At 46.9% G+C, this 25,585-nt stretch carries 20 protein-coding genes; 3 read left to right on the top strand and 17 right to left on the bottom strand.

From position 1 onward, the window contains the following. Window positions 1–63: 63 nt before the first annotated feature. From ESB13_RS02215 to ESB13_RS02170, 10 genes are all read right to left on the bottom strand, one after another. Window positions 64–627: a DUF3347 domain-containing protein gene (locus tag ESB13_RS02215; protein WP_129001402.1), complete on the bottom strand. Its 564-nt coding sequence runs from the start codon at window positions 625–627 to the stop codon at window positions 64–66. 16 nt (window positions 628–643) lie between these two features. Continuing rightward, window positions 644–1,876, bottom strand: coding sequence for an efflux RND transporter periplasmic adaptor subunit (locus ESB13_RS02210; protein WP_129001401.1), 1,233 nt, complete (start codon window positions 1,874–1,876; stop codon window positions 644–646). 69 nt (window positions 1,877–1,945) lie between these two features. Next, a complete protein-coding gene (locus ESB13_RS02205; protein WP_129001400.1) occupies window positions 1,946–3,151 on the bottom strand; it encodes an efflux RND transporter periplasmic adaptor subunit in 1,206 nt (401 codons plus the stop codon). Beyond that, the gene (locus ESB13_RS02200; RefSeq protein WP_220399533.1) at window positions 3,129–4,406 is read right to left on the bottom strand and encodes a TolC family protein; all 1,278 of its coding nucleotides are present in this window, start codon (window positions 4,404–4,406) and stop codon (window positions 3,129–3,131) included. Before ESB13_RS02200 ends, ESB13_RS02205 begins: the two co-directional genes overlap by 23 nt. Next, entirely contained in the window at window positions 4,390–6,318 is a 1,929-nt protein-coding gene (locus ESB13_RS24155; RefSeq protein ID WP_129001399.1) for an efflux RND transporter permease subunit, read from the bottom strand. Before ESB13_RS24155 ends, ESB13_RS02200 begins: the two co-directional genes overlap by 17 nt. Window positions 6,319–6,340: 22 nt before the next feature. Further along, entirely contained in the window at window positions 6,341–7,645 is a 1,305-nt protein-coding gene (locus ESB13_RS24150; RefSeq protein WP_129001398.1) for an efflux RND transporter permease subunit, read from the bottom strand. Window positions 7,646–7,702: 57 nt separating this feature from the next. Continuing rightward, on the bottom strand, window positions 7,703–8,026 hold the full coding sequence (locus ESB13_RS02185; protein ID WP_129001397.1) for a heavy-metal-associated domain-containing protein: 324 nt from the start codon (window positions 8,024–8,026) through the stop codon (window positions 7,703–7,705). Window positions 8,027–8,189: 163 nt separating this feature from the next. Beyond that, window positions 8,190–8,588: an HYC_CC_PP family protein gene (locus tag ESB13_RS02180; protein WP_129001396.1), complete on the bottom strand. Its 399-nt coding sequence runs from the start codon at window positions 8,586–8,588 to the stop codon at window positions 8,190–8,192. 28 nt (window positions 8,589–8,616) lie between these two features. Further along, the gene (locus ESB13_RS02175; RefSeq protein WP_129001395.1) at window positions 8,617–9,720 is read right to left on the bottom strand and encodes a mechanosensitive ion channel family protein; all 1,104 of its coding nucleotides are present in this window, start codon (window positions 9,718–9,720) and stop codon (window positions 8,617–8,619) included. Window positions 9,721–9,798: 78 nt separating this feature from the next. Next, window positions 9,799–10,758 carry an EamA family transporter gene (locus ESB13_RS02170; protein WP_129001394.1) on the bottom strand — a complete coding sequence of 320 codons (960 nt, stop codon included), beginning with the start codon at window positions 10,756–10,758 and terminating at the stop codon, window positions 9,799–9,801. A gap of 150 nt (window positions 10,759–10,908) precedes the next feature. Between ESB13_RS02170 and ESB13_RS02165 the strand changes: the two genes are divergently transcribed. From ESB13_RS02165 to ESB13_RS02155, 3 genes are all read left to right on the top strand, one after another. Then, entirely contained in the window at window positions 10,909–12,342 is a 1,434-nt protein-coding gene (locus tag ESB13_RS02165) for an aminotransferase-like domain-containing protein (protein ID WP_129001393.1), read from the top strand. Window positions 12,343–12,420: 78 nt separating this feature from the next. Further along, on the top strand, window positions 12,421–13,758 hold the full coding sequence (locus ESB13_RS02160) for a cytochrome ubiquinol oxidase subunit I (protein ID WP_129001392.1): 1,338 nt from the start codon (window positions 12,421–12,423) through the stop codon (window positions 13,756–13,758). Window positions 13,759–13,762: 4 nt separating this feature from the next. After that, window positions 13,763–14,776, top strand: a complete 1,014-nt coding sequence (locus ESB13_RS02155) for a cytochrome d ubiquinol oxidase subunit II (RefSeq protein ID WP_129001391.1) — start codon at window positions 13,763–13,765, stop codon at window positions 14,774–14,776. 156 nt (window positions 14,777–14,932) lie between these two features. Here ESB13_RS02155 and ESB13_RS02150 read toward each other — a convergent pair whose 3' ends face one another. The 7 genes from ESB13_RS02150 to ESB13_RS02120 form a co-directional block, all read right to left on the bottom strand. Then, window positions 14,933–15,808 carry a PfkB family carbohydrate kinase gene (locus tag ESB13_RS02150; protein ID WP_129001390.1) on the bottom strand — a complete coding sequence of 292 codons (876 nt, stop codon included), beginning with the start codon at window positions 15,806–15,808 and terminating at the stop codon, window positions 14,933–14,935. A gap of 188 nt (window positions 15,809–15,996) precedes the next feature. Then, window positions 15,997–17,493, bottom strand: a complete 1,497-nt coding sequence (locus ESB13_RS02145; protein ID WP_129001389.1) for a calcineurin-like phosphoesterase C-terminal domain-containing protein — start codon at window positions 17,491–17,493, stop codon at window positions 15,997–15,999. A 120-nt stretch (window positions 17,494–17,613) separates the two neighbouring features. Continuing rightward, a complete protein-coding gene (locus ESB13_RS02140) occupies window positions 17,614–19,347 on the bottom strand; it encodes a RagB/SusD family nutrient uptake outer membrane protein (protein ID WP_129001388.1) in 1,734 nt (577 codons plus the stop codon). 43 nt (window positions 19,348–19,390) lie between these two features. Then, entirely contained in the window at window positions 19,391–22,501 is a 3,111-nt protein-coding gene (locus tag ESB13_RS02135; protein ID WP_129001387.1) for a SusC/RagA family TonB-linked outer membrane protein, read from the bottom strand. A gap of 84 nt (window positions 22,502–22,585) precedes the next feature. Next, window positions 22,586–23,650 carry a FecR family protein gene (locus tag ESB13_RS02130; protein WP_164974067.1) on the bottom strand — a complete coding sequence of 355 codons (1,065 nt, stop codon included), beginning with the start codon at window positions 23,648–23,650 and terminating at the stop codon, window positions 22,586–22,588. Between the two features lie 116 nt (window positions 23,651–23,766). Then, window positions 23,767–24,381, bottom strand: coding sequence for an RNA polymerase sigma factor (locus ESB13_RS02125; protein ID WP_129001385.1), 615 nt, complete (start codon window positions 24,379–24,381; stop codon window positions 23,767–23,769). Between the two features lie 104 nt (window positions 24,382–24,485). Then, window positions 24,486–25,583 carry a sensor histidine kinase gene (locus ESB13_RS02120; protein ID WP_246022411.1) on the bottom strand — a complete coding sequence of 366 codons (1,098 nt, stop codon included), beginning with the start codon at window positions 25,581–25,583 and terminating at the stop codon, window positions 24,486–24,488. Window positions 25,584–25,585 lie beyond the last annotated feature (2 nt).

Below are 25,585 nucleotides of genomic sequence, written 5' to 3'. Positions count from 1 at the left end.
CACATAAACAGAATGTGCGGTATCCAAAACAGATACCGCCCATTCTGTTTAACGACTATCGCCCTAGTGAATACTATCCTCTATATTTCCGCAATTCATCATCTCCTCACCAAAATAAGGATTCTTTACCTCTTTTTCAGCACTTAGCCAATGCGCCCCTTTATCGCTCAACGCCATAGGACAAAAATCTACATACAACGTCCCCTGCTGTACACCTGCCTTTTTCACCTTTGCAATCATATCACTACTCAATCCGGCAAATAAAGTACGTTTCGCTTCCAGGCCAGGGGCAGTTGTAATTTCTGAAGCAACTTTAGCCACAGCAGTTTCTTTCAGTTGCTGCGCCCCCGCTGCCAGGGCATTGGCAGCAACTGTTGCACCCCGCTCATCACCATTTATCAACGCCTTGGTCAGTTCCTGGTATTGACCATATAGCGCATTCAGAGAAGCATCTTTAATAACTACTGAAGTCGCAACGGACTGATCTAGAGAATCATGATGATGCTCCGCCATGCCAGCTTTTACAGAATCTGCATTTGCAGTTTTCTTTTCCGGAGAATTGCCGCATGCAGCCATTAGTAAAGGCAATACAGCTACGGTTATAATTCGAAATACAGAATAAGTCATACGATAATATTTTTAATTAATGTTGATGAGTGGCAATAGGATGTTTCCCTCTTTTTAAAACATATTCACTATACAATAAGTAAGCGCCGGTAACAACCACCCTGTCGCCTTCCTGCACGCCCTCTTTGATCGATACGGAAGAAGCATTTTCTTCGCCGGTTACAACACTGCGCGGCTCAAACTTCCCAGCTTCGGTTTCCACCCATATATGCGTTCCATTCCCATCATGAATAACAGCATCAACCGGCAGCGACAACACCTTTTCACTGGTAGCAGTCGCCGCGGAAGGCACCCACAATGTAGCTTGCAACCCCGGCTGCCAGCGTTTATTCTTGTTGGCAATAGTACCCCTCAGTTGAACCAGCTGCGTTCCGTCCTGCATCACGGGATTCACAAAACGCACCACCATTTGCTGCGGCTCATTTTCCCATCCGGCAACTTTCACCGTTACAGTCGCACCATCCTTAACGGCAGTCTCTCCGGGATAAAGATCAGCCTCCACCCATAAATGACTGTAATCTTCAAGTTGCATCAGGTTGGTTCCCTCTTCTACATACTGCCCTTCTGTAACCTGTAACGTAGCTACAATACCCGTTACAGGTGCCGTATAAGTAATGTAAGCATCCGTACGCTGCTGCTGCAATAATTGTTGCAGCTTGGTCTCCGGTTGCCCGTATAACAGCAGCTTTTGCCTGGCAGCCTGTGCTATCTGCTGAAAACGACGGTCGTCAGGAAAGTTCTTTGCCTGTGCATACGCCAGCAGGTATTCCTGCTGTAACGACAATAACTGCTCTGAATAAATCCTGTAAAGCAACTGTCCCTTCTGCACCGGTACACCTGTTTCCTTTACATACAGATTTTCTATTCTGCCCGCCATACGGGCGGCAATAGCAGCCGATCCGGAAGGATCTGCTACCAATCTCCCATTTAATTCTTTACCAGTCGAAAACACTGTATCTCCTACCAGCTTTGTTGTAATATTCGCAAGCAATATTTGCTCCTTGCCTAATGTTAACGTGGCATCGGTGCTATTCTTATCAAAAGGCACCAGGTCCATACCACAGATAGGACAGGTTCCAGGCTGCTGCTGCACCACTTGTGGATGCATAGGACAGGTATAAGTCTGCTTCACCGCGGCTATCGAATCCCTCTTACCATCTTTCGTCTTCCCCTGCCCGCAACCGGCAGCAAACGCCCATATCATTGCTAGCGCAACTATATACCCCAGAACGTATATTCGTTTCATCATGATATTTTTAATTAGTTATCGATCGTTTAATCTCAGCCCCCAAAACAACTCCCTCTGCCATCTATCGTCCTACTGTATCAGGCTCTCACTATCCACCAGGTAAGAAGCCTGCACCGCAACCTCCCAGTCACCTATCCCATCCAGCACCTGCACCATTCCATTTAAAGCAATGCCAACCGATACCGGCTGTGGTACAAACACATCACCTTGCTTACGGAATACAATGTTCTTATTACCCGTTCTCCACACGGAAGCCTCCGGCAACCACCAGCCCTTGTTGGCAACAACAGGCAGGTACCCGGTAAGCAATTGCCCGGGACGCCATTCGCCCGCAGGTAAATAGATCCTTACCTGTGTAAACGATTCTCCTTGCTCCAGAACAGGTTGCACCAGCGCGAGTTTGCCGGTAAACGTCTTCCCTTCGCCGGCGGTGGAATGAAACACCAGCCGCTGCCCTTCAGCGATATAAGGAGCGATCACCGGGGGAAAAGCAAAATTCGCAAGCAGGCCGCTGTTCGAATAAACAGTGAACAATGTTTGTCCCGCATTTATATACTGACCTTCTTTCAACAACAATGGAGGCGCCTGGGCAGATGTGTTTTTTACCGGAGTAGCCGTAGCCGCTCCACCACCCATTCCTCCCATTGCAGAAGCCTGCGTGGCAGCACTATTCATCCCACCTCCCGGTGCAGGAGACGTTACACTTTTTTCAACAATATAACCTGAAGCCTGGCTGTATACAGGCAAACGGTAATAAGGCTGGCCTGATTTCAATACCTTTTCAACCTGTGCCGGCAGCATGCCCAGCAACAATAACCGCTGCTTTGCCTGCGACAGTAACATAGCATTATCCCCTGACTCATGCACCAGTAACAGCTCCCGCTGAGCAGCTACCAGGTCGGGAGAATATAGTTCCAGTATCAACTGCCCCTTCTGTACCGGCTGATAATTATACCTGATATACATACGCTCTATTCTGCCCGCTATTCTGCTGGCAATACCTGCATCACTGCGGCTGTCGAAAGAAACCTTCCCCTGCACTTTCGCTGTAAGAATACGGGTGCCGCTATCCGGTTTTATCGCCGGCACATCGGACAGTATTTGCCTGCTCACATCATCCGTATATAATACCCCGGACAGGTAATTCGTATCCTTCGTATGCGATGCATGCACATGCTTTGCAGCACGCTGCTTACAGGACACAGATACAACAACCATCAAAGACAGCAGCATGACCAGGCAGACGGCGCTGCTAACGATAAAGTTCTTTCTCATAATCTACTATCATTTGATAACGTTTCTGTTTCTCATCCAATACATTCAGTTGCATCATAGTAAGCGCCTCCCAGGCATCCATCACCACCGGCAACTGCAGCTTATTCTCCTGGTAGTTCACAAATGCAGCGTCTAACGACTTACGGAGCGTAGGAATCACTTTGTCCTCCAACGCATGAATACGCTGTTGCATCGACTGAATTTCATATTGCATACCATACAACATGCCTTGGGTTTCCTGCAACATCGAAGCACGCTCCTTCTGCATGGCCTGTACATTGTATTGCATAGCCCTGGTTTCCGACTTATACATTTTGGAAGCCCAGGGTACAATAGGAATACTTACCATCCCCATAATACTATAAGCCTGTGGCATCATCTTGCCTAAAGGATACATGTGATCGAAACGAACCTTGAAATCCGGCTTCTTCTCCATTTGCATAGACGCAATATTCAACTCCATCGTTTGAATATCCTGGTCCATCTTCTTTACATCTTTGCGCGCTATCGCCAGGTGAGCAGTATCATAATCAGAAGCAGGAATAAAGTCCGGCACCCATACAGTATCTATCTGCCACATGGCATTCCCGGGAAGATTCATAAGGCTGTTTAGCCAGGCACGCGCACGCGCAATTTCACCCTCCTGCATTCTCATCATATTACGATTCTCCTCTACCTTGGCACCAGCACGGTATACGCCGCTCAACTGCGATTGGTTATAGGGATAACGCACCTCCTCTATCTTCTGCATCATTTCCATGATGCGCTGGTTCTGTTGCAATACACCAATACGCTGCTTTGCCACCAGCCAGGAATAATAAAGGCTTTTGGCCTGCGCTTTCAGATCGTTCAGCGTAATATCCCTGCCGGCCAGCGTTCCTGCCGATTGCGATGCGATATAGGCCTTACGTGCATTCTGTTTCGCTTTGTTGGGTATAGATTGTTCTATCTGCAACATCAGCGAGCCCTTATCACGCCCTTCCATCACCTCCTGACCGGGATAAGGCGTCATGAACGTTCCTAGTCCTACCATCGGAGCCATCCACGCCGTAGCGGCATCCGCACTGTATTTAAAACCTTCGGCCTTTAATGCATACGACTGAAGCGAAAGGTTATTCCTGTCTATGCGCTGTAAAATGCTGTCTAACGGCAAGGCAGCAGGTTCATTCATCGAACCCTGCCATGTTGTATCGTTCTGTGCCTGTAACTGCGTCGCCACCAGTAATACCAGGCTTGTTTTAATGATGCGCATCATAGATCTCGAGTTTACCATATTTACGCAATTCATATTCTTTAGTCATAAGGAAAATAAGCGGGGTCACCAGCAGTATATGCGTTGAAGAGGTAAGCACCCCACCTATCATCGGTAATACAATAGGTTTCATGACATCGGTACCAACCCCTGTAGCCCATAATACCGGCACCAGTCCGAATAAAGACACACATACCGTCATCAGTTTGGGACGTAGTCGCTTGGCAGCTCCATGTATCACATATTCTCTCAGATCGGCAGAGCTGATCGTTTCGCGGGAATTACCTTTCAGCCGAACCAGTTGCTGCATGGCATCGTTAAGATAAATCACCATTACAATTCCGGTTTCCACTGCAATACCAAACAAGGCTATAAAACCTACTGCCACTGCCACAGATAAATGAGCGCCCCAGATCCAAAGCATATAAGCACCACCCACCAGGGCAAACGGAACCGTTACCAGGCTCAATGCAGCTTCGCGTATAGAGTGAAATGCAAAGTAGAGAGAGAAGAAAATAATCACTAATACAATAGGAGCTATCCACATAAGCGTTTGCTGTCCACGGATCAGGTTTTCATACTGCCCGCTCCACTCCAGGAAATACCCCTGAGGTAATATCCCCTTTTCAGCATTCAGCTTATCCATCGCCTCCTTTACCGTACTTCCCAGATCCCTGTCCCTTACATTGAAGAGTACCGCTCCGCGCAGTAATGCATTATCGGAAGTGATCATAGGAGGACCATCCTCAAAGGCAATATCCGCCACTGCCGATAATGGCAGCTCACCAAGTGTAGGTGATAGTATCGGAATCCGCTTAATACGCTCCACACTGTTCCTGTAATCCTGCGCCAGTCGCACACCTATAGAAAAACGCTGACGTCCTTCTATCGTTTGTCCTACAGACATACCACCCAACGCAGCTTCCACCACCTGGTTAACATCATCAACGGAAAGCCCATACCGCGCCAGCTCTTCCCTCCTGATATTCACTGAAAGATACTTGCCGCCGGTAACGGGCTCAACATATAGGTCGTTTACCCCGGGTGTGCCTTCCAGCGCCAGCTTCAGCTTTTCAGATACAGCAGCAATGGTATCCAGGTTTTGCCCATGCACCTTCACACCTACATCAGTCCTGATACCCGTAGCCAGCATATTAATACGGTTAATGATAGGCTGTGTCCAGCCATTCACCACACCCGGTATCTGTAACTTGGCATCCAGCTCATCGATGATATCCTTTTTGGTGATGCCTTCACGCCATTGACTCTTAGGCTTCAGCATAATAATGGTTTCTATCATGCTGATAGGCGCATTATCCGTAGCCGTATTGGCCCGGCCTGCTTTACCCAATACCTTATCCACTTCCGGAACAGAAGCAATGATCTTATCCTGCACCTGCAGTATCCGTTTGGCTTCGCCATTCGATATATCAGGTAAGGTTACAGGCATGAATAAAATGCTTTGCTCATCCAGCGGTGGCATGAATTCAGTACCCAGGCTTTTCAGCAATGGAATGGATATGAGCAAAGCCAGTATATTGATAGCCAGCGTGGTCTTACGCCATTTAAGTACGCCCCGGATAACAGGCTCATATGCCCTTTCAAGTATCCTGTTTACCGGGTTGGCATGATCGGGCCTGAATTTCCCCTTCATAAAAAAGGAAATAAGTACCGGCGCCAGCGTTATCACCAGCAAAGCATCTACCACCATGATAAAGGTTTTGGTAAACGCCAGCGGATGAAACAGCTTGCCCTCCTGCCCTGTAAGCATGAATACAGGTAGAAAAGAGGCTATGATAATAACCGTGGCAAAGAAAACACCTCTCGATACCTGTTTGCTCGATTTCGCAATAACATCAAGACGCTCTTCCTCGGTAATCCACGGCTCTTTCTTTTTAAATAATCTTTTAAACATAAAAATTAGTTTATCATACCCGTTAACCGATATCCTGGCCCGTTGCAGTACCGCTGTTATGACGGGCAGCATATTTTTCAGCCAGGTGTTTATAAGCATTCTCGCTCATGATGATACCGTTATCCACAATAACCCCTATCGCCAGCGCAATACCAGTAAGCGACATGATGTTCGACGAAATACCAAAAGCATTCAGCAGTATAAAACTGATCGCAATCGTAACAGGGATCTGAATAAGAATGCTCAATGCACTACGCCAGTGGAATAGGAAAACAAGTACCACCAGCGATACTACAATCATCTCTTCAATAAGGGTATGCCGTATAGATTGTACCGATTCACGGATCAACTCTCCCCTGTCATATACAATATCGAAAGAAACCTTATCGGGAAGCCCTTTGGCAACCTCCTTCATCTTCTCTTTTACCTTGTCTATAACAGCAGCAGCATTTTCACCATAACGCATCACCACAATACCACCCACTCTTTCTCCTTTTCCGTCCTGGTCGAAAATACCCAGCCGGCTTTCACCCGTCATTTGTACCGAACCTATATCGCCAACACGAACCGCAATACCAGCCTGGTTTTTCACAGATATATTCGCTATCTCTTCCCGCGATTGCAGGTAACCCGAGGTTTTAATGATATAGCCTACCCCGCTCCGTTCCAGCTTGCGACCACCGGCTTCATTGTTATTACTTCGAACCGCATTGATCACATCCGAAACAGCAACTTTATAATGCAACAGTTTTGCGGGATCAAGCGTCACCTGGTATTGCTTCTGAAACCCGCCAAAAGAAGCGATCTCACTTACGCCGGGTACATTCTGCAAAGCAAAGCGTACATACCAGTCCTGTATAGCTCTTTGCTCGCCAAGGTCCATCCCCGGCGCATCCAGCGTATACCATAGTATATGCCCAACACCTGTACCATCAGGGCCTAATTGAGGAGTTACCCCCTGCGGTAACGTTCGTGAAACCGTACTCAAACGCTCCAGCACTCTTTCCCTGGCCCAATAGATGTCAGTGTTATCTTCAAAAATCACATAAATGAAACTCATCCCGAACATCGAAGAACCCCTCACATACTTAATCTTAGGCAGCCCTTGCAGATTAGTCACCAGCGGATACGTGATCTGGTCTTCCACTAACTGTGGCGCCCTGCCCATCCATTCTGTAAAAACTATTACCTGGTTCTCCGACAAGTCGGGAATCGCATCCACGGGATTACTGCGTACGCAGAAAATACCCCATATAAACAAACCCGCTGCGAGCATTAAAACAATAAACCTGTTACGCAGCGACCATTCAATAATTCGATGTACCATGTTTGCAGTTTTAAAGCACCCGGATACAAACCTGCATCCGGGCGCTTACGCCTGTAATTAGTTACGGGGATAATGGCAGCAGCCGGGAAGTTTGTCATAAACCTTCGCGTCAGCTTTCTTCTTCTCCGTATCATGACCAACAGCAGCGATCTTCTCCTGGATCTTGTCGATATTGGTCACCGTAGTATCATAAGTAACTACCAGCTTCTTGGTATCTGCACTCCAGCTGGCAGACTTCACATCAGCTTTGATGGCAGATTCAATGCGCTTTTTGCACATACTGCAGTTACCTGATACTTTAATAGTCTCTGTTTTTACAGACTGAGCGTGGCTTACAGCAGCAAATAACACTGCCATAAGCATTAAGATTGCTTTTTGCATATATGGTTCTTTAGAATAATGACGAAAATGGATAATGGCAGTAATAAAGGCTACGGCCTGCCTGCATCGGAGTACAACAGTAGTAAACAAGGGAAATAGACCAGCAATAAAAGCACTAAAATGCCTTATACGGCCAAACACTGCTGTGTCGGAGAGGAGTAGATCAAATCAAAAGGGAACAATACAGAATATAGGAATGAAGCGGCTTCATATCCTGAGGTGGCGCATGGCTCACAGGAGTAATAGCGGTAGCAAAAGGTAAAGAGGCTACCGGTGCTTCTATCAGGGAAGGTGGCAAAACCGCCACAAAATAATCAGGTAAGGAAATCTGGGAAGCAGCTTGCTGGTCTTTCTCTATCTTCACCAGCTTATGCTCGTCTTTGCAGCAACCCTTTTTTGCCTGAAGGCCTTTTTTCATGCCACATTTGGAGCACCTGCTGGTTTCCTTATGCGACTGTTCCTCTTGCACCAGTTTCCCCATACAATAATGGAGATGCAGGGTAGTTCCGGTGGAAGCACCCATATAAAGGAAAGTCAATATGAAAACCAGCAGTTTCTTCATAAAAAGAAGAGAATGCTACAAAGCTAGATTATTTTCCGGCAGGAATATCTAAAATTTTTGTTGAACTTTCGGAAGCATCTACTATCGCCCTTGTCTTGGGAAGACTTTCCGGGTAATTGTCCTTGACAAACTTCACTATATTCTCACGCACATAACAACGCAGATCAAACGCATTGCCCGAATTCGAAGCGCTCATAAGCATCCTTATTTCCATAGTACGCTCCTTAATATCAGTTACTTGTAATGCCATAGCCCTTTTGTCCCAAAGTGGATTGGCATTCAGTAAACGCCCCAGCTCGTCGCGCAGCGCCGCCACAGGTGCCATATAATCGAGATAAATGAACGCAGTACCCAAAATAGCAGATTGACTACGCGTCCAGTTCTGAAACGGCTTTTCTATAAAATAGTTGATGGGTAATATCAGCCGGCGCTGATCCCAGATATTTAACACCACATAAGTAAGTGTAATTTCTTCTACCCTTCCCCATTCTCCTTCTACCACCAGCACATCATCTATCCGTATAGGCTGGGTAAACGCAATCTGGAAACCTGCCAGCAGGTTTCCCAACGACTTCTGAGCCGCAAAACCAATAATAATACCTCCTAAACCAACACCGGTAAGTAAACCAGCACCAATTTTACGGAGCCCCTCAAAACTTAGTAATATCGCACACACCGTAAGCATAACGATGATCGTAACCACCAGCTTCCTGATGAACTGCAGCTGCGTACGTACCTTCCGCTCACGCAGGTTATCAGCTTTGGTAAGATCATAATGACGGTAAACATTATCCTCAAACACTTTTACTATAGCAATAAGCATCGCAGCAAATGTGGCTATCAGGAATATCTCAAGCGCCTTATCCAAACGCGTATACGCCAGCTTGCTTAAACGCATAAGCGGCAAAAACAGGTTTAACACAAATAAAGGCAGGAAAGAATTAACAGGACCGCTAAGACGCTTCAGAATAGAACCTACAATAGTAAAATCCTTCTTCCTGGAATAAAGCTTTAAGATCCACGCCAATATTACCTTTACAACAAACCCAATTAAAATAGCAATACCAAACAAAACAAGGTTCCATACGAAATCAGGCACATCTCCAAGTGTACGTTCCAATTGTTCCAGCATAAACATCTGTTAGGGAGTTTGAAATGGTATGTAGCCCACAAATAACATACCTAAACAAATGCAAAGCAGAAAAAGGGACTAATCACTGATTCTTAACAGACTATTGATCCTGAACGTAATATTGCTGAACCGCCGTTTCGCAGGCTTATCCTTACGCCTGTGACCGGCATTGATGAGGAAAATGCCCGTAATAGTTAAGCTGAAAGCCAGCAATGTATAAGCAGTAACAGGTTCTCTCAATACAACAAACCCCAGCACGATCGCCACCAGCGGATTAACATACGCATAAATGGTAGCCAGCCCTACAGGCAAATGCGACAACACATGATCAAAACAAAGGAACGCCAGTATGGAACCGAAGAAAATAAGATAAAGAATAGCACACACAGTAGCCGCCGGCACACGATGCACATCACTCCACTTTTCCACCACTGCACTCCCCAGCAACAATACAATACCTCCCATAAATAACTGCAGTCCTACTTTAATAAATACGTCTGTAGTAGTGACCCTGCCCTTCGTATAAACAGACCCCATCGCAAAAAACAAACACGAAACAAGACATATCGCAATACCGCCGAGGTATTGCGGATTCGCTATCGCAGCAAGATTATCTTTAAAGATCACCATCAGTCCGCCCATACCCAATAACAACCCCATCACAATTTTAGCATTCAGAGGCTCCCTGTTCTTTTTAAAAAGACTGATAACCGTTACATACACAGGCATCATAGCACACAGTAATGCCGCCAGCCCGCTGGGAATATGCTTTACAGCCATCGCAACAATGCCGTTGCCCAAAGCCACCAGCATTATCGCAGGCAGCAACTGCTGCTTAAACTCTATCCCCGTGGGAGCGCCACGCCGCCTGATACTGCCCCAGATCAATAACAGCAACCCGGCAGTCATATGCCTTGTACCCATGAAAAGCAAAGGAGGAAAAGCCTTCACACCTACACGCGCAGCCAGGAAGGTTGTCCCCCATATGATACATAACGCCAGCAAAGCCAGCCACGCGGTTTTGTTGCCTTGATTCATAGTCTTCAGATTTCAATACGGATTGATCAACCATCCTGTCATTGTTCTATGGTCATCCCGGAAAACAAAATTAGCGCTCGCATATCAACAAAAACAGATGCAGATTTATTAATTTTGACCATAACAGATGACAACAATAACCCCTCACTCATGAACGAATTCCTTTACTTACAAATAGCAGAAAAGCTGCAGCAGCAGATCGAAAAGCAGGTGCTTAAAACCGGCGACAAACTCCCCTCTGTTCGCGCTTTAAGTAAGGAACAGGGCATTAGCCTTACAACAGCTTACCAGGCCTATGGCGAGCTGGAAACAAAAGGATTGATCGAAGCGCGCCCGAAATCAGGCTACTATGTCAGGTTCAGTCCCTCGCAATATCCCAGAACAGTAAGCAGGCAAAAAACAACCAAACCACAACAGGTAAGCGTAGCATCTGTAGCAACATTGGTGTATCAGAAAATGCGGCAGGAGGGAGTTACGCGTTTATCACTGGCAACACCTTCTGTTGATCTCCTCCCGGAAGCTAAATTGAATAAGTCCATGATGGAAGCCATCCGGCGCAGCGCTTCCAGTTGTCTTGAATACGAAGACCTGCAAGGTCACCTGCAACTGAGGGAACATATCGCAAAAAACGCATTCAGCTGGGGCGGCATCTTAACAGCTGAAGAAATAGTTACTACGCAGGGCTGCATGGAAGCCCTCGTTTATTGCCTGAAAGCGGTAACGGAACATGGCGATAGCGTTGCCATCGAAAGCCCCGTTTATTTCGGCATATCCAACGTATTACACAGCCTCGGACTTAAAGCCGTTGAAATACCCGTAGATCCCGAAACAGGTGTCGACATCACCTACCTCGAAAAAGCCATGAAAACGGTAGCCATAAAGGCCTGCCTGTTTGTAACAAATTTCAGCAACCCCAGCGGCGCCAACATGCCCGCCGAACGCAAAAAACAACTGGTAGAACTGTTACACAAAAAAAAGATCCCGCTGATAGAAGATGACATCTATGGCGAAATGTACTTCGGCAAAACAAGACCCGTAACATGTAAAAGCTTCGACACCGGTGGATGGGTATTACTCTGCTCTTCTATCTCCAAAGCCCTGGCCCCGGGTTACCGTGTAGGCTGGTGCCTGCCCGGCCGCTATCTCGACAAAGTGTTACACCTGAAACTAATGAGCTCCGTATCATCAGCAACACCAACACAGGCTGCCATTGCACACTTTTTTGAAACCGGCCGCTACGACCTGCACATGCGTAACCTCCGCAAAACATTACACACGCAATGTCTGCGTTACACGCAGGCTATAGCGAGCTTCTTTCCTTCCGACACCAAAATATCACGCCCCGCAGGCGGTTTTGTTTTATGGGTAGAATTAAATCCTGCAGTCGACGCCCTCGAACTCTTCCACGAAGCCCTCACCTACGGCATCAGCATCGCACCCGGCCAACTCTTCAGCGCCCATGGTAAATTCCGTCACCACATCCGCGTCAGCTTCGGAGCGCCTTATACCCCACTTATAGAAAAAAGCCTGAAAACCCTCGCCAGGCTCATCACTCAAAAAATAAACAAAAGCCAGTCACGATAATAAACAATCCTCCCTCTTATCATCCCGCCATCTATCCACCTTTTCCCCGTACTTTTGCTTACACAAACTCATCATCGCATGGACGATTTCTTAGCAGCTCGGTCACAGATGGCGCTTTCGCTCGGCTTTCATATTATTTTCTCTTGTATAGGCATGGTGATGCCTTTTTTTATGGCCGTAGCTCACTACTACTGGCTAAAAACCAACAAAGATGTTTACCGCAATATCACGAAAGCATGGAGCAAAGGCGTAGCCATCTTTTTTGCAACAGGCGCAGTTTCAGGTACTGTATTATCTTTCGAACTGGGATTGCTTTGGCCCGGATTCATGAAACACGCAGGCCCCATCTTCGGCATGCCCTTCTCTCTCGAAGGCACAGCATTCTTTATCGAAGCCATCGCACTCGGCTTCTTCCTCTACGGATGGAACAGATTCAACAAATGGTTTCACTGGGTCACCGGTGTAATAGTAGGTATCAGCGGCCTCGCCTCCGGCATCCTGGTTGTCTCCGCAAACGCCTGGATGAATAGCCCCGCCGGATTCAACTTTATCAATGGCCAATACCTGAACATAGATCCCATCAGGGCCATGTTCAATAAAGCATGGTTCTCACAGGCTTTACACATGTGCGTCGCCGCCTTCGCCGCCACAGGTTTTGCTGTGGCAGGTATCCACGCGCTCATGATCATCCGCGGCAAAAATATCTTGTTCCACAGCAAGGCTTTCACCATCGCCGCAGTCTTCGGCGCACTGGCAGCCATAGCACAGCCGCTTAGCGGCGATATCTCAGCCAAAGATGTAGCCAAACGCCAGCCCGCTAAACTGGCAGCCATGGAAGCCCACTTCCATACCGAAAAAAAAGCGCCGCTGGTTATTGGTGGCATCCCCGATGAAAAAGAACAGACCGTTAAATACGCCGTCAAAATACCAGGCCTCCTGAGCTTTATGGCGCATGGCAATTTTAACGCCGAAGTAAAAGGCCTCGATAGTATTCCACCCGAAAACCACCCGCCCGTAGCAGTCACCCACTATGCTTTCCAGGTGATGGTAGGCCTCGGTATGATCATGTTGTGCATCGCAGTAATATATTTCATAGCCTTCTGGAAAAAGAAACAATGGCTGCAAAGCAAATGGCTCCTGCGCCTGTTCGTTTTCGCCACCCCGCTGGGCTTTATCGCAGTAGAAGCCGGATGGACAGTCACCGAAGTAGGTCGCCAGCCCTGGATTATCCACGGCATCATGCGCACCTCCGAAGCCGTTACACCCATGCCAGGCATTGTCTACTCCTTCTACATCTTTACAGCCGTGTATTTTTCTCTCGCATGTATAGTAACATTCATGCTGTATCGCCAGATAAAAATGGTAGGCAAACTCTACGACCTTCCGGCAAATACCTCACCTCTAACCGATCACTGATATTATGTTATACGTCGTAAATATTTACCTCTGGGCTTCTATCCTCCTATACCTCTTGCTGGGCGGCGCCGATTTTGGCGCAGGCATCCTGGAACTTTTTACCACAGAAGCCAACCGCAGCCGCACCAGGAAAACGATGTACAAGGCAATAGGACCTATCTGGGAAGCCAATCACATGTGGCTCATCATCGCCATCGTGATCCTCTTTGTAGGATATCCCGCCATCTATTCAACGATGTCGGTACACCTGCACATCCCGCTTACAGTAATGCTGATGGGCATCATAGCACGGGGCACCGCCTTCACCTTCCGTCATTACGACGCCGTTGTCGATGATATGCAAACCATCTATAACCGCATCTTTACCTGGTCAAGCCTCATCACGCCGCTCTTCCTTGGCATCATCGCCGGCAGCGCTGTTGCCAGCACCATCGACACCAATGCAAAAGGGTTCCTCAACGCCTACATCTTTAGCTGGCTGCACTGGTTCTCTATAGCTACCGGCTGCTTCACCGCAGCTATCTGCGCCTTCCTGGCAGCTATCTATCTGATAGGCGAAACGGATAACGATACCGATAAAAAAAGATTTATCGCCAAAGCACGCTCCGCAAATATCGCCGCCGTTATCAGCGGCGCCCTGGTATTTGCAGCCGCTCATATACAGAACATTCCACTCGCAGATTGGATCTTCGGTAACCCTGTTGGCATCGCCGCTATTACTGCCGCCACCATCTCACTGGTATCGCTCTGGTACTGGCTGTCAAAAGGCAAAACCCGCGTGCTCCGCGTCCTCGCAGGCTTCCAGGTATCCATGATCCTGCTTACAACTACATACACACTTTATCCCAGGATCGTATTGCTCAAAGGCGGCACTTACCTTTCCCTTACCGAACACGCCGGCCACATGAAAACAATAGAAACCCTGGCCTGGGCACTGCTCCTCGGCAGTATATTGATACTGCCTGCATTGTTCTATCTCATTTATAGCTTTCAGAAAAAAACAGAAAAAAGCCTGTAGAACTAATGCGCTACAGGCTTTTCTATTTTCCTTATTTTTGAAAACGCTCAAATATTTATCACATCTCCGCCTCTAAAGTACATCCCATACCACGCAAACATCCATCTGCGAAAAAGTACGCTTTATATACCCGTTTATAAGCCGAAGTAAAGCCGCCTATATCCCTTTCTCATTCAAACTGCGCCAAACATCGTCCTCACTCCCCGCAAACGGCCCCATCACCCCAATCTTCATCCCAGCCATAGCAGCAGCAAACAAGCCAGCCTTCTCTACAGGCATTCCCTTAGCCCGCTGAAGCAGGTAACCCGCCATATAAGTATCGCCACAACCCGTAGCATCTATCTCATCCGTAAAAAGAAAAGCAGGAATTTCTGTAAACAAGCCATCCCTGTAAATAACAGAGCCCATGCTCCCCAGGGTGATCACCACCTCTTCAACGCCCCAGCTGTTTAAAACCCGGGCCGCTTCAGCAACATCTTTATGCCCCGTAAGCACCTCCGCTTCCGACTCATTGGCCTTAAGTATGCCAATATAAGGTAATGCCTCCCGCTTCTCCTTCCAATCCACCGCAAACACCTTCTGCTCCCTCACCTCTCGTAAATAACCCTGAACATCCAGCGACACCTTACCTTTTCCAGCCAGGAAACGAATAAGATCAATCGACATATCATGCGCCGTTAAAGGCCCCAGGTGATACATGGCTGCCGCTATACCCGCCAGCTGCTCCGGCAAAAAAGGATCAGCAAGCTGTAACACACGCTGTATACGATGATCATGATGCTCAGGATAAATATTCTCAAAATATACCGAATACTTACTGGGTAACGCCATCACAGCTATTCCCTTGGCCCGCAGCGCTTCAACAGCAGCCATTTCAGATTCCGCCAGCGCCGTCACCAGCATATAAGAAGTTGGCATGCCCGCAATGGCATGAGAAAAATAAAAAGCCGTCCCTCCCGCCATATGCGCCTCGTGCTTAGGCGTTACTACCTTATCAAGTGTAATATGACCAATACAACAGATCTCGTACATGAACAAACTATTAAAATCCGCAAAACCATAAAGTTAATCATCCTGCCGCCTCCACACAAAAACAGTCTTGTCACTGCAGATCCTCACCACAATATCCCCTCCCCCTGCCTCCAACTATTCATGACAGCAAAGGACGACATCAGATCAATGACGCCGCCCTTTCCATTTATCCGGGAAAACGGTGAAAACTAAAGGCTCACCTCTTTTGTATAGGTCTTAAACCTGCTTACAACCTTAATGATCACTTTCTGCGTACCCACAGCAGGCATCACAGTAAAAACATGATCCGTAGTATTGGCGCCTATCCAGCTGCGGCCCGGTATCTTGTTCTCCCCCTTCGCACCAAAATATTCATACGCAGTTACATCATATACACGGTTCTGCTCGTCATAACGGCTCATACTCTTAAAGGTCACACCATTATCCTCAGAATACAACACCTGCCAGGCAGGCTCCCAGTCCCATACATTCACCAGCAGCTCCTGCGCCGATGGCAGTAATGGCGCCCGGAAGGAAACAGGCCTGAAAACAGAGAATTGCGCCGTAGCATCCAGGTAATCATGATATTCCCATTTGAAATGAGCGCCATCGATCTCGAATATTTTATATCCCAGGTTTGTGCCATCCAAACATACAGGGCCCTCCCAGAAGCCCCCGCACACCGCACCCACATTGTGTTCTATCATCCCCGCACTGGTAGCATACACCGAATTGTAATGCGTGTGGCCACTTATCAGCTGCACGGCAGCATAGCCCGATAACAGCTTATGCAAATCAGCGCTATTGCCATAAGTGGCGCTGAAACGCGTCATCGAAGGCGCATGAAACATCACCACCAGCGCCTTGGTCTTGGGCACATAACTAAGATCTTTCTTTACCCAATCCAGCTGCTCCTGCGAAAAATAAACATCATACTTCGTATCAGGTCCGCCTTCATAGCGGATATTATCCAGCACAATATAATGCACACTGCCACGGTTGAAAGAATAATAGGTAGGACCATAATGACGGATATAATTGGAATCGGAAGTCTGGTCATTAGCCACAGACTCCACAGTGGTTTTCATATGATCATGATTGCCTATCGCATAATACACAGGCAGCTCCAGCACACTGAACTCCTTCTTGCTGCCGTCATGCATGTTGTAAGTATCGAAAACAACATCACCCGCTACCATAATATGCACAGGACTCATATTCCTGGCCTTGATAGTATTCTTCATCTCGGCAAGTATAGGCTTCAGCTTGGCCAGCTCCGCATTATTACGCACCTGCGGATCACCTACTGCAATCATATAATGTTTACTATCGGATGCTGCCATTTTCTGAAGCAAAAAATCTACCTGCCTGCGGTCTGCAACAGCTTTAATAGCTTTCCAGTAAAGCGGAACGCTATTACTTACCGGCACCTCGTATCCGGCAGGCGAAGAAATATAAATATGCGTGGCAGCCTGCCGGTAAGGTAAACTATAACTGCCGTCACTGCCGGTTTGCGCAAAGTTCTTGCCATCAGTAACTACAACACCCGGAACGCCTTTAGCTCCATCAGTTATCTTACCGGCAAATGTTAGCACAGTCGTGGTGTCTTCTCCGCTACCGGATGCAGACTTGATAGATTTACTGCACGATGCCGAAGACACCAGTATAGAAACAGAACATAATAATGCTGCTAATACTTTTAACATATAACTTCATTTAAGGTACAACCAGTAGCCATGCGAAACCTTTTAACGCCACAGCAAATAAGCCGCTGTCGTACATGCAGCAATCACAGCCGGCAGAACATCTGCCGCTGCAGGCCGCTGTTAATAATTAGGATTATTCTTCAGATTGGTATTAATATTCAGCTCAGTAGCGGGTATAGGCCACAGGTAGTTCTTACTGGCGTCAAACACACGCTGGCTCAGTACACGGTAGCGCGATATATTGGCCATCTTCGAAAGATCAGGACACCCGTTCTCATCTATGGCAGGTGTGCCGCCAAAGAACCATAGCTTATCCGTTACAAGCTTTTTACAGTTGGCTACAGAAGTCGGCAACCCGTAGTTAGGCCTGTTCATCACTACCTCCGCTATCTTCCAGCGAATAATATCATCATAACGCATCCCCTCAAAAGCAAATTCCATCCTGCGCTCGATCCGGAGTATTTTGCGTAAAGCAGCCTGCGCAGTTTCCGTCACGGCAGGATATCCCGCAGAACGGTAATCAACCTTATAAGCCCTCGCACGCACTTTGTTAATAGCATCCAATACCGATTGGTCTGTTTCATTCTGCTCGATCTTGGCTTCAGCATACATCAGCAGTACATCGGCAAAACGTAAGATGATCTTGTCGTTATTCGCATAGTAATCATCAATCCAATCATTATCGATCCCTTTCCGCAGCATCAGGCCATTGTAAGAAGCATACTGATCACCCGCTTTCGAGTCGCTATTGGCAACCAGCTGGTTCTTGGTATAATTCCAGCACATCGCCGAATCAGGGTGCGGCGTATAGTTAAAACCAAAATAATTGGTGTTAAACTCAACGATCGTATAGCTAAGCCTGGGATCTCGGTTCTTAAAAGGTTCCCGTGGGTTATATAAAGGAGAGACATCTATCGTCTTCCCATCCTTGCAAAGAAATGCAAGGAACAGGTCCCACGATGGTTGGGCGGTAGTGGATGGAGCCGCTACATTACGGCTCAGGTAAGGTTTCACGCCATTGGGATGAATTGCAGAGTTATTTTCTATAGCCCTTGGAATGCCAAACACCACCTCCGCCGCATTCTTGGTAGTACTTAGGAAAAGATCTCCGAAATCAGCATGTAAGGTATAAGCCCCAAGATCCATACAGCCCTTGGCCGCTGCTTCCGCAACTTCATACTGCCCAAAGAACAAAGCCACCCGCGCCTTCATTCCCAATGCAGCGCCTTTTGTGGCACGCTGCACCTGCCCGCCGCTATACGATAACGGCAGATGTTCAATGGCAAAATCAAAATCTTCATAAACATGCTTCAGCACTTCCATCTTATCCGTCCTTTGCATCTTGTACGATGCTTCAAGGGTTGGCTCATGTTCATAATAGATGACATCTCCAAACCGGCTGATCAGCCTCGAATACATACAGGCCCTCACAAAACGTGCATCGGCAAGATACCTGTTATACATCTCTTCAGTAAGGTTGCCCTTCGATCGGCCCATATTCTCGATAATGGTATTGGAACGGCTGATAGCCTTATAAGTATACTCCCAGGTGCTTTGCACAAAAGTAGAATTACTGCTGCTCAATGTCCCGTTGGTAAATACCGTAAGTGTAGTACGGTTCATCCAGTCATCACTGGCTTCATCCAGCGCCATGATGGCCGTAGAGCCCCAGTCTGTTTTAAACATAGGCCAGAACTGGTGCAGGTAAAGGGTATTCAAACTCATCTCAACCTGCTCCGCATTCTGAAACCAGGTCTCGGTCGAAGCCTTCGAAAGCGGCTGAAGATCTAACTTCGTACAGCCGGCAATAACTACTGCTAACGCCAGCGATATAGCGATTTTACTAAGATTCATGTTTGTATATTTTTTATACTGTCTGTTAAAGAACGGGCGCATCTTAAAGCCCTGCCGAAATGCCAAACAAAAACGATCTCGTAATAGGATAACCCGTATCACTTACTTCAGGATCCCATCCCTTAGCATATTTACTCCTGGTAAATATGTCCTGCGCACTTATAAAAACTCTCAGGTTACGCATATACATCTTGTTAACAAGTGTCGAAGGAAAATTATAACCAAGTGTAATGTTCTTAACCCTGAAATAAGAACCATTGAACAGCCAGAAATCAGAAGCCACATAGTTATTGGCATTGGCGTCACGCATGATCCTGGGATAAACGGCAGCCCTGTTCTGCTCATCACTGTTATAATTGCTCCAATAATTACCTACGATCATACCAGGTACATTATACCAGTCAGCCCTGATAGGCTGGCTCATCTGGGTGGTGATAACCGACTTCTGCTTTCCTACCCCCTGGAACACCACCAGCAGATCAAACCCTTTGTATTGCATCGTAACCCTGCCACCATAATTGAACCTGGGTAACGAACCACCCAGCGGCACACGATCATAGTCATTGATAATGCCATCCGGCGTTTTATCAGGTCCGCTAACATCCTTGTAACGGATATCACCAGCACTCACCACCGAAGAAGTTACAGCACCCGGAACATCTCCTTTCTGGTATATGCCGTCGCTCAGGTAACCATAATACGATAAATATTCGTCGCCTTCCCTGATAAGTGTCCAGCTGCTTTTGTTGTCCTGTTGGGTATTCCTGATATAGCCCATAACAGACTTGTAATCCGAAATATTTATGCTGATGCCGTACTGGAACCCCCTCCGGTCATCCTGCCATCCCAGGTCTGCATCCCAGCCCTTGGTATGCATCTCTCCTACATTCTGGTAAGGATCGCTATACCCCATGAATACCGGTATATTCACCTGTATAAGCATATCCCTGGTGTCTTTGCGGTAGTAATCACCAGATACTCTTAACCTGCCATTCAGAAAAGAGGCATCCAAACCTATATTGGAAGTGGTAGTGGTTTCCCAGGTGTTGTTCTTAATCGCATACTGGTAAGCCGAAGCGCCCTGCACAGCGGTAGGCGTATTGCCTGTATATAGCGTAGGACTATTGAATGAAATATACGACTGGTAAGTATAGTTGCCGATCCGCTCATCACCTAGCTGCCCCCACGACCCGCGTAGCTTCAGCGAAGAAACGAACGGCAGCGCATCCTTTATGAATTTCTCCTGCGAAAGCATCCAACCCGCAGAAACGGAAGGAAAGGTCCCCCAACGATGATCCCGGTGAAAACGCGACGATCCGTCACGGCGCACATTCAGTTGTATGAAATAACGCGACTTCCAGTTATACATGAGCCTGCCAAACATCGATCTGTAGGCATTTTCATAAGCATCGCCATCATTATCCTTGATATCGCCGGGCCCCGCAACCAGGTAAGGATAGTCAGGCATCGTATACTGGCCACGGGAAGCCATCAGGGTTTCATTGTAATAATAATAGTTTTCATAACCCGCCATGATACTTAGCGAATGCCCGCCAAATAGCTTATTGTAATTCGCAAATAGCTGGCTCGTATAAGAGTGATTATCATTCCTGCTTTCAACAAGGTTCATATTTACAGTGCCTTCCAGGTAACCGTTGGTAGCTACATCATCCCATTGCGCATAATAAGGCACCCGCTTCGAAAACGACTTTTCCTTCACAAAAGTATAGATAGGCGCAAACACACCACTGATCACCAGGTCCTTTATAGGCTTGATGTTCAAACCAAACTTGCCGTTCAGCAGGTAACTGTTATTATCCACGCTACCCCCATACATCATAGCGCCATAAGGGTTGGTGCCATCCTTACCACCCGCCAAACGGCCATCACTGTACAGTCCCGCATATACAGGCGCCGCATAACGCATCTGGTAAGCAGGACTATAGGCAGGTGTAATAGAATTGGTCTTTCGCAATTGAACATCCGCAATAGCTTCCAGCCATTTATTAAAGCTGATATTATTGTTCACCCGTATCATAAAACGATTCCAGTCAAGGTTCGCTTTATAAAGCCCGTCAGCCTTATCATACGCAAAGCTCACTCTTGTCTTTCCTGTAGAAATACTTAACTGGTGGCTCTGGCGGGGAGCACTGTTATGCAATATCAACTTTGCCCAATCCGTATTGGGATACTGATCAGGGTTCTCAGCGTTCAGTTTCCAATAATTATTGATAAGCGCTTCATCATAAATAGAATGCTCATTAACACCGGCAACAGCGCCGGACTGGTTCCACTCTCGTTCATTTACAATTTTCATATAGGTGACCGCATCAGCATAGTCAGGCATAGCGCTGGCCTTATCCCTGGCATAGGTATAGTTATAGTCGATCTTCACCGCAGCTCCGGCGCCTCTTTTGGTGGCGATCAGCACCACCCCCGAAGCAGCCCTGGCGCCATAAATAGAAGCAGAAGCAGCATCTTTCAGCACCGTAATGGTTTCTACATCATTAGGACTTACATCGTTGATACTGTTCACAGGCACGCCATCTACTACGATCAGCGGATCATTATTCCTCATAGAGGTAATACCCCTTACACGCACCGTAGCGCCCGCACCAGGTGCAGAGCTTGTCCTCGTTACAGTAACACCCGATAAAGCGCCTTGTAACGATGAACTTACCTGCGTTGTCTGGCGCTCAGCCACATCTTTACTGCCAAGTTGGGAAACAGAACCGGTGAAGTCTTTTTTCCGTACCGGGCCATACCCCATTACCACTACATCATCCAGCACCTTTATCCCAGGCTTCATACGAACAAGCACGCTGTTATTATCTCCCTTCTCTATCAGGAAAGCTTTGATCACCTGTATCTCATAGTCGGAATAACTAAAGCGGAAATCATATTTCCTGCCGGCCGTCAGCTGGTTGAAAACAAACATCCCCTTTTCATCTGTAATGGTCGCCTTCTTTTCCTGGGACCCTTGTCCCATAGCTTCAACCGTTACATTGTGAAAGGCAGTGCCATTCTCATCAAGCACTGTCCCTTTCATGGTAGTCTTCTGCGCCAGCAGGGTCATTACCGGCAACAGCACCGAAATGCATAAAAATACTTTTAGAATTTTCTCTTTTAAAAAGGAAGAACATACTGTTTTCATCAGTTTATTGTTTAGAATTCAGGGCAAAAAATCCCCCCTTACGCCTCAGGCGTATCAAAAAACATTGCACTATAATTGAGGGAACTACTTCTTCGTAATAGTAACTACCTGGTCACACTCTTTAAATGTCAGATCGTTCATAGAACAGATGATATCCAGCACAGCCTGATAATTATCCGCAGGAGTCAACTCCCCTGTAAACGATAACCCTTTCACATCTTCCGCTTTATAATGAATAGCGATCTTATATCTCACAGCCAGTTCATCAAACACTTTCCCCAGCGGCTCTTTCACAAAGGCATCATGCGTTGCCGTTAACCCGCCGGCCACCGCCTTTTCCGGCACAACCTTTACAGGTGTATTACTATGTATAGCCATTACACTATGTTTATCAGTCGACAGCTGGATAGCCAGCTCCTGCCCCGGCTTCAGATATATTTCACCCATCGCATGCCGGCTCCCTGCTGTAGATCTTACAACAACCTTACCTTCAAAAAGCTGCACTTTCACAATATTGACCCCCGTTGCAACTAAGAAGGAAGTACCAAGCGCAGTGGTCACATACCCTTCACTACGCACAGAAAACGGATGTAGTTTATTCTTTGCAACTTTAAAAAAAGCGTTTCCTTTCAGCACGATCCCCCTGTCTGTGCTGTCAAACGGCTTATGATATGAAATACCGCTGCCAGGCTCCAAACGCACTATTGATCCGTCTTCCAGCACGATCTCCTTAACCGCGTCTCCTGTATTTTGTATAAAAGCCATAAAGGCCGTAGCGTCATGCTTCAAAGCCGGCACAACAGCAACAGGGATAACAGCTCCCTTATCCATACGATGATACCGAAACACCCATACACTCGCTACGGCAACTGCTATTGCCGCCACTGCCCACCGGAATACAGGCCTCATAGTAAACACTTTCGCATGTTTTACCGGCGCAACACCAATCTGTGCATGCAGCGCAGCCCTCACAGCATCAGCACGGTCGCTGCTTAATAACTGCGGCACGTCTTGCATGTGATATTGCTTTTCCAGCCGCAGCTTCAGATCAGCATCCGCCTCCTCCAGCAACTGCATAAGCCGCTGTTTCTCCTCCGCAGTGGCCTCACCCAACCAGAATTTCTCTATTAAATGATCTATGGATTCCATGGTATTCATCTATAAATACGCCCGCCTTGAAAAAACGGGACGCCGGATCATATTACCAAATTGTTACCAACAAAAAAGCCCTGCATGAACAGGGCTTCAACACAACCAAAGCTGTTTTAATTATGGTTCATAAATACAGTCAGCATCCCAATCAACACCGTAGCATCCTGTATATTGGCCGTATCACGTACATAGTTTCGTATCAACTGGGTAGATTGCTTCAGGTAATCTTTTACCGATTGCACCGAAATCCCCATCATCAACGCCACTTCCTCCGGTGTCCTGCCCTCATACCGGCAAAGCTTAAACACCTCCTTCTTACGCCCCGGAAGCCTGTCTACTGCAAGGTCGAGAATAGCCGCCTGCGAAGCAAACTCCTGCTCCACCTGCATGCCGGCATTATCCTCCTTCACATCCGCCAGCTCACCTTCAGTAGCCGGCACAAGAAATGACTCTTTTATTTTTTTCCTGAGAAAACTTACAGACTTATTATAGCTCACAACAAACAACCAGTTCGCAACAGACTTATCAACATGCAAACTGTCACGTTTTTTCCAGAGCGCGAAAAACACCTCCTGCAACAGGTCTTCCGCCATTTTAGGGTCACCTGTAATTTTGCAGATATTCGCATACACCTGCTGATGATATTTGAAATAGATATGATCAAATGCAGCAATATCACCTGTAGACAACATACGGACCGCTTCCGATTCATTCAAAATATCGGCCATAGTACTTTAGCAGCTTTGTTGGAAAAATAACAATACTAAGCCGCAAAGTTAGCATCTTGCAGAAGCGCCAATTTTATCAAATTGTAATTTTTAGAAAAAACAGCCTATTTGCACCATTCGAAAAAGAAGGTGCTGCCACAACCCGGTTCCGATTCAACCCAGATCTTGCCACCCTGCTCTTCCACCAGCATCTTTAAAATATTTAAACCAATACCGGTACTGCTGTCATTGTGCGACTTGTTGCCCGTAACATGAAATAACTTGAAGATCTTTTCCCTATCCTCATCTTCTATACCCGGGCCATTGTCCTTTACAAAAAAACGATAGTATTCACCCATATCCTCACCGCCAACTTCAATAAGCCCGCGTTCCTTATCATTATACTTGATGGCATTGCTGATAAGATTCTGAAAAACCTGCTGTAGCTTTAACTTACGCGTTTGGCATACCGGCATTTCAGTAACAACCTCTACCCTTATATGTCGTGGAGGAAATAACAGGTAAGCAATTTGTAATATCAGCTCCCGCACATCAACCTCCTCCAGGCTTTGTTGGCCTATGCTCTTACGCGAATAATCAAGTATAGAACCTATCATATTCGATAAATGAGAAGCAGCCTGCGACAACATTTCTATATTCTCACGCAGTTCGGCATCACCGGCTACCTTCTTGTCGTCTTCCAGTAACGAAAGCATCGCAATAATTGCCGACAAAGGCGACTTCAGATCATGCGATACAATAAACACAAAACGCTCCAGTTGTTTGTTGATACGCTCTACCTCTTCCAGCGAATCCTTCAACCCTTTCTGGTAAACATAAAGCTGCTCAAACACATTTACCTTGGCTTTGGTAACATTCAAATCAAGCGGCTTCTGTAAATAATCAACAGCCCCATGCTCAAACCCCTTCATCACATATTGCTCCTCTTTGTTAATGGCAGTAACAAAAATGATGGAGATATCTCTTGTCTTAGGATTCGATTTTAACAGCGATGCCACCTCAAAGCCGTCCATTCCCGGCATCTGCACATCCAGCATGATCAAACCTATGTCTTCATTCTTAAGAACGATTTTCAAAGCCTCATTGCCCGAAGACGCTTTCAGAAAACGGCGCCCGTCCCCCTCCAGCATATCTTCCAATGCAATCAGGTTCTCTTCCCTGTCGTCCACCAATAAGATCGTAAATGTTTTGCCAGTCATCATAG

Source organism: Filimonas effusa, from assembly GCF_004118675.1.
GTDB lineage: Bacteria > Bacteroidota > Bacteroidia > Chitinophagales > Chitinophagaceae > Filimonas > Filimonas effusa.
The sequence above is the reverse complement of the archived record's forward strand: the minus strand, read 5'-3'. Positions and strand labels throughout refer to the sequence as shown.

Excerpts from the sequence above, each read along its gene's own strand:
- ESB13_RS02165 (WP_129001393.1), top strand. The coding sequence starts at position 10,909 with ATGAACGAATTCCTTTACTTACAAATAGCAGAAAAGCTGCAGCAGCAG.
- ESB13_RS02200 (WP_220399533.1), bottom strand. The coding sequence starts at position 4,406 with ATGATGCGCATCATTAAAACAAGCCTGGTATTACTGGTGGCGACGCAG.
- ESB13_RS02180 (WP_129001396.1), bottom strand. The coding sequence starts at position 8,588 with ATGAAGAAACTGCTGGTTTTCATATTGACTTTCCTTTATATGGGTGCT.
- ESB13_RS24155 (WP_129001399.1), bottom strand. The coding sequence starts at position 6,318 with ATGTTTAAAAGATTATTTAAAAAGAAAGAGCCGTGGATTACCGAGGAA.
- ESB13_RS02160 (WP_129001392.1), top strand. The coding sequence starts at position 12,421 with ATGGACGATTTCTTAGCAGCTCGGTCACAGATGGCGCTTTCGCTCGGC.
- ESB13_RS02150 (WP_129001390.1), bottom strand. The coding sequence starts at position 15,808 with ATGTACGAGATCTGTTGTATTGGTCATATTACACTTGATAAGGTAGTA.
- ESB13_RS02175 (WP_129001395.1), bottom strand. The coding sequence starts at position 9,720 with ATGCTGGAACAATTGGAACGTACACTTGGAGATGTGCCTGATTTCGTA.
- ESB13_RS02170 (WP_129001394.1), bottom strand. The coding sequence starts at position 10,758 with ATGAATCAAGGCAACAAAACCGCGTGGCTGGCTTTGCTGGCGTTATGT.
- ESB13_RS02130 (WP_164974067.1), bottom strand. The coding sequence starts at position 23,650 with ATGGAATCCATAGATCATTTAATAGAGAAATTCTGGTTGGGTGAGGCC.
- ESB13_RS02125 (WP_129001385.1), bottom strand. The coding sequence starts at position 24,381 with ATGGCCGATATTTTGAATGAATCGGAAGCGGTCCGTATGTTGTCTACA.
- ESB13_RS02205 (WP_129001400.1), bottom strand. The coding sequence starts at position 3,151 with ATGAGAAAGAACTTTATCGTTAGCAGCGCCGTCTGCCTGGTCATGCTG.
- ESB13_RS02215 (WP_129001402.1), bottom strand. The coding sequence starts at position 627 with ATGACTTATTCTGTATTTCGAATTATAACCGTAGCTGTATTGCCTTTA.
- ESB13_RS02155 (WP_129001391.1), top strand. The coding sequence starts at position 13,763 with ATGTTATACGTCGTAAATATTTACCTCTGGGCTTCTATCCTCCTATAC.
- ESB13_RS02140 (WP_129001388.1), bottom strand. The coding sequence starts at position 19,347 with ATGAATCTTAGTAAAATCGCTATATCGCTGGCGTTAGCAGTAGTTATT.
- ESB13_RS24150 (WP_129001398.1), bottom strand. The coding sequence starts at position 7,645 with ATGGTACATCGAATTATTGAATGGTCGCTGCGTAACAGGTTTATTGTT.
- ESB13_RS02135 (WP_129001387.1), bottom strand. The coding sequence starts at position 22,501 with ATGAAAACAGTATGTTCTTCCTTTTTAAAAGAGAAAATTCTAAAAGTA.
- ESB13_RS02120 (WP_246022411.1), bottom strand. The coding sequence starts at position 25,583 with ATGATGACTGGCAAAACATTTACGATCTTATTGGTGGACGACAGGGAA.
- ESB13_RS02185 (WP_129001397.1), bottom strand. The coding sequence starts at position 8,026 with ATGCAAAAAGCAATCTTAATGCTTATGGCAGTGTTATTTGCTGCTGTA.
- ESB13_RS02210 (WP_129001401.1), bottom strand. The coding sequence starts at position 1,876 with ATGATGAAACGAATATACGTTCTGGGGTATATAGTTGCGCTAGCAATG.
- ESB13_RS02145 (WP_129001389.1), bottom strand. The coding sequence starts at position 17,493 with ATGTTAAAAGTATTAGCAGCATTATTATGTTCTGTTTCTATACTGGTG.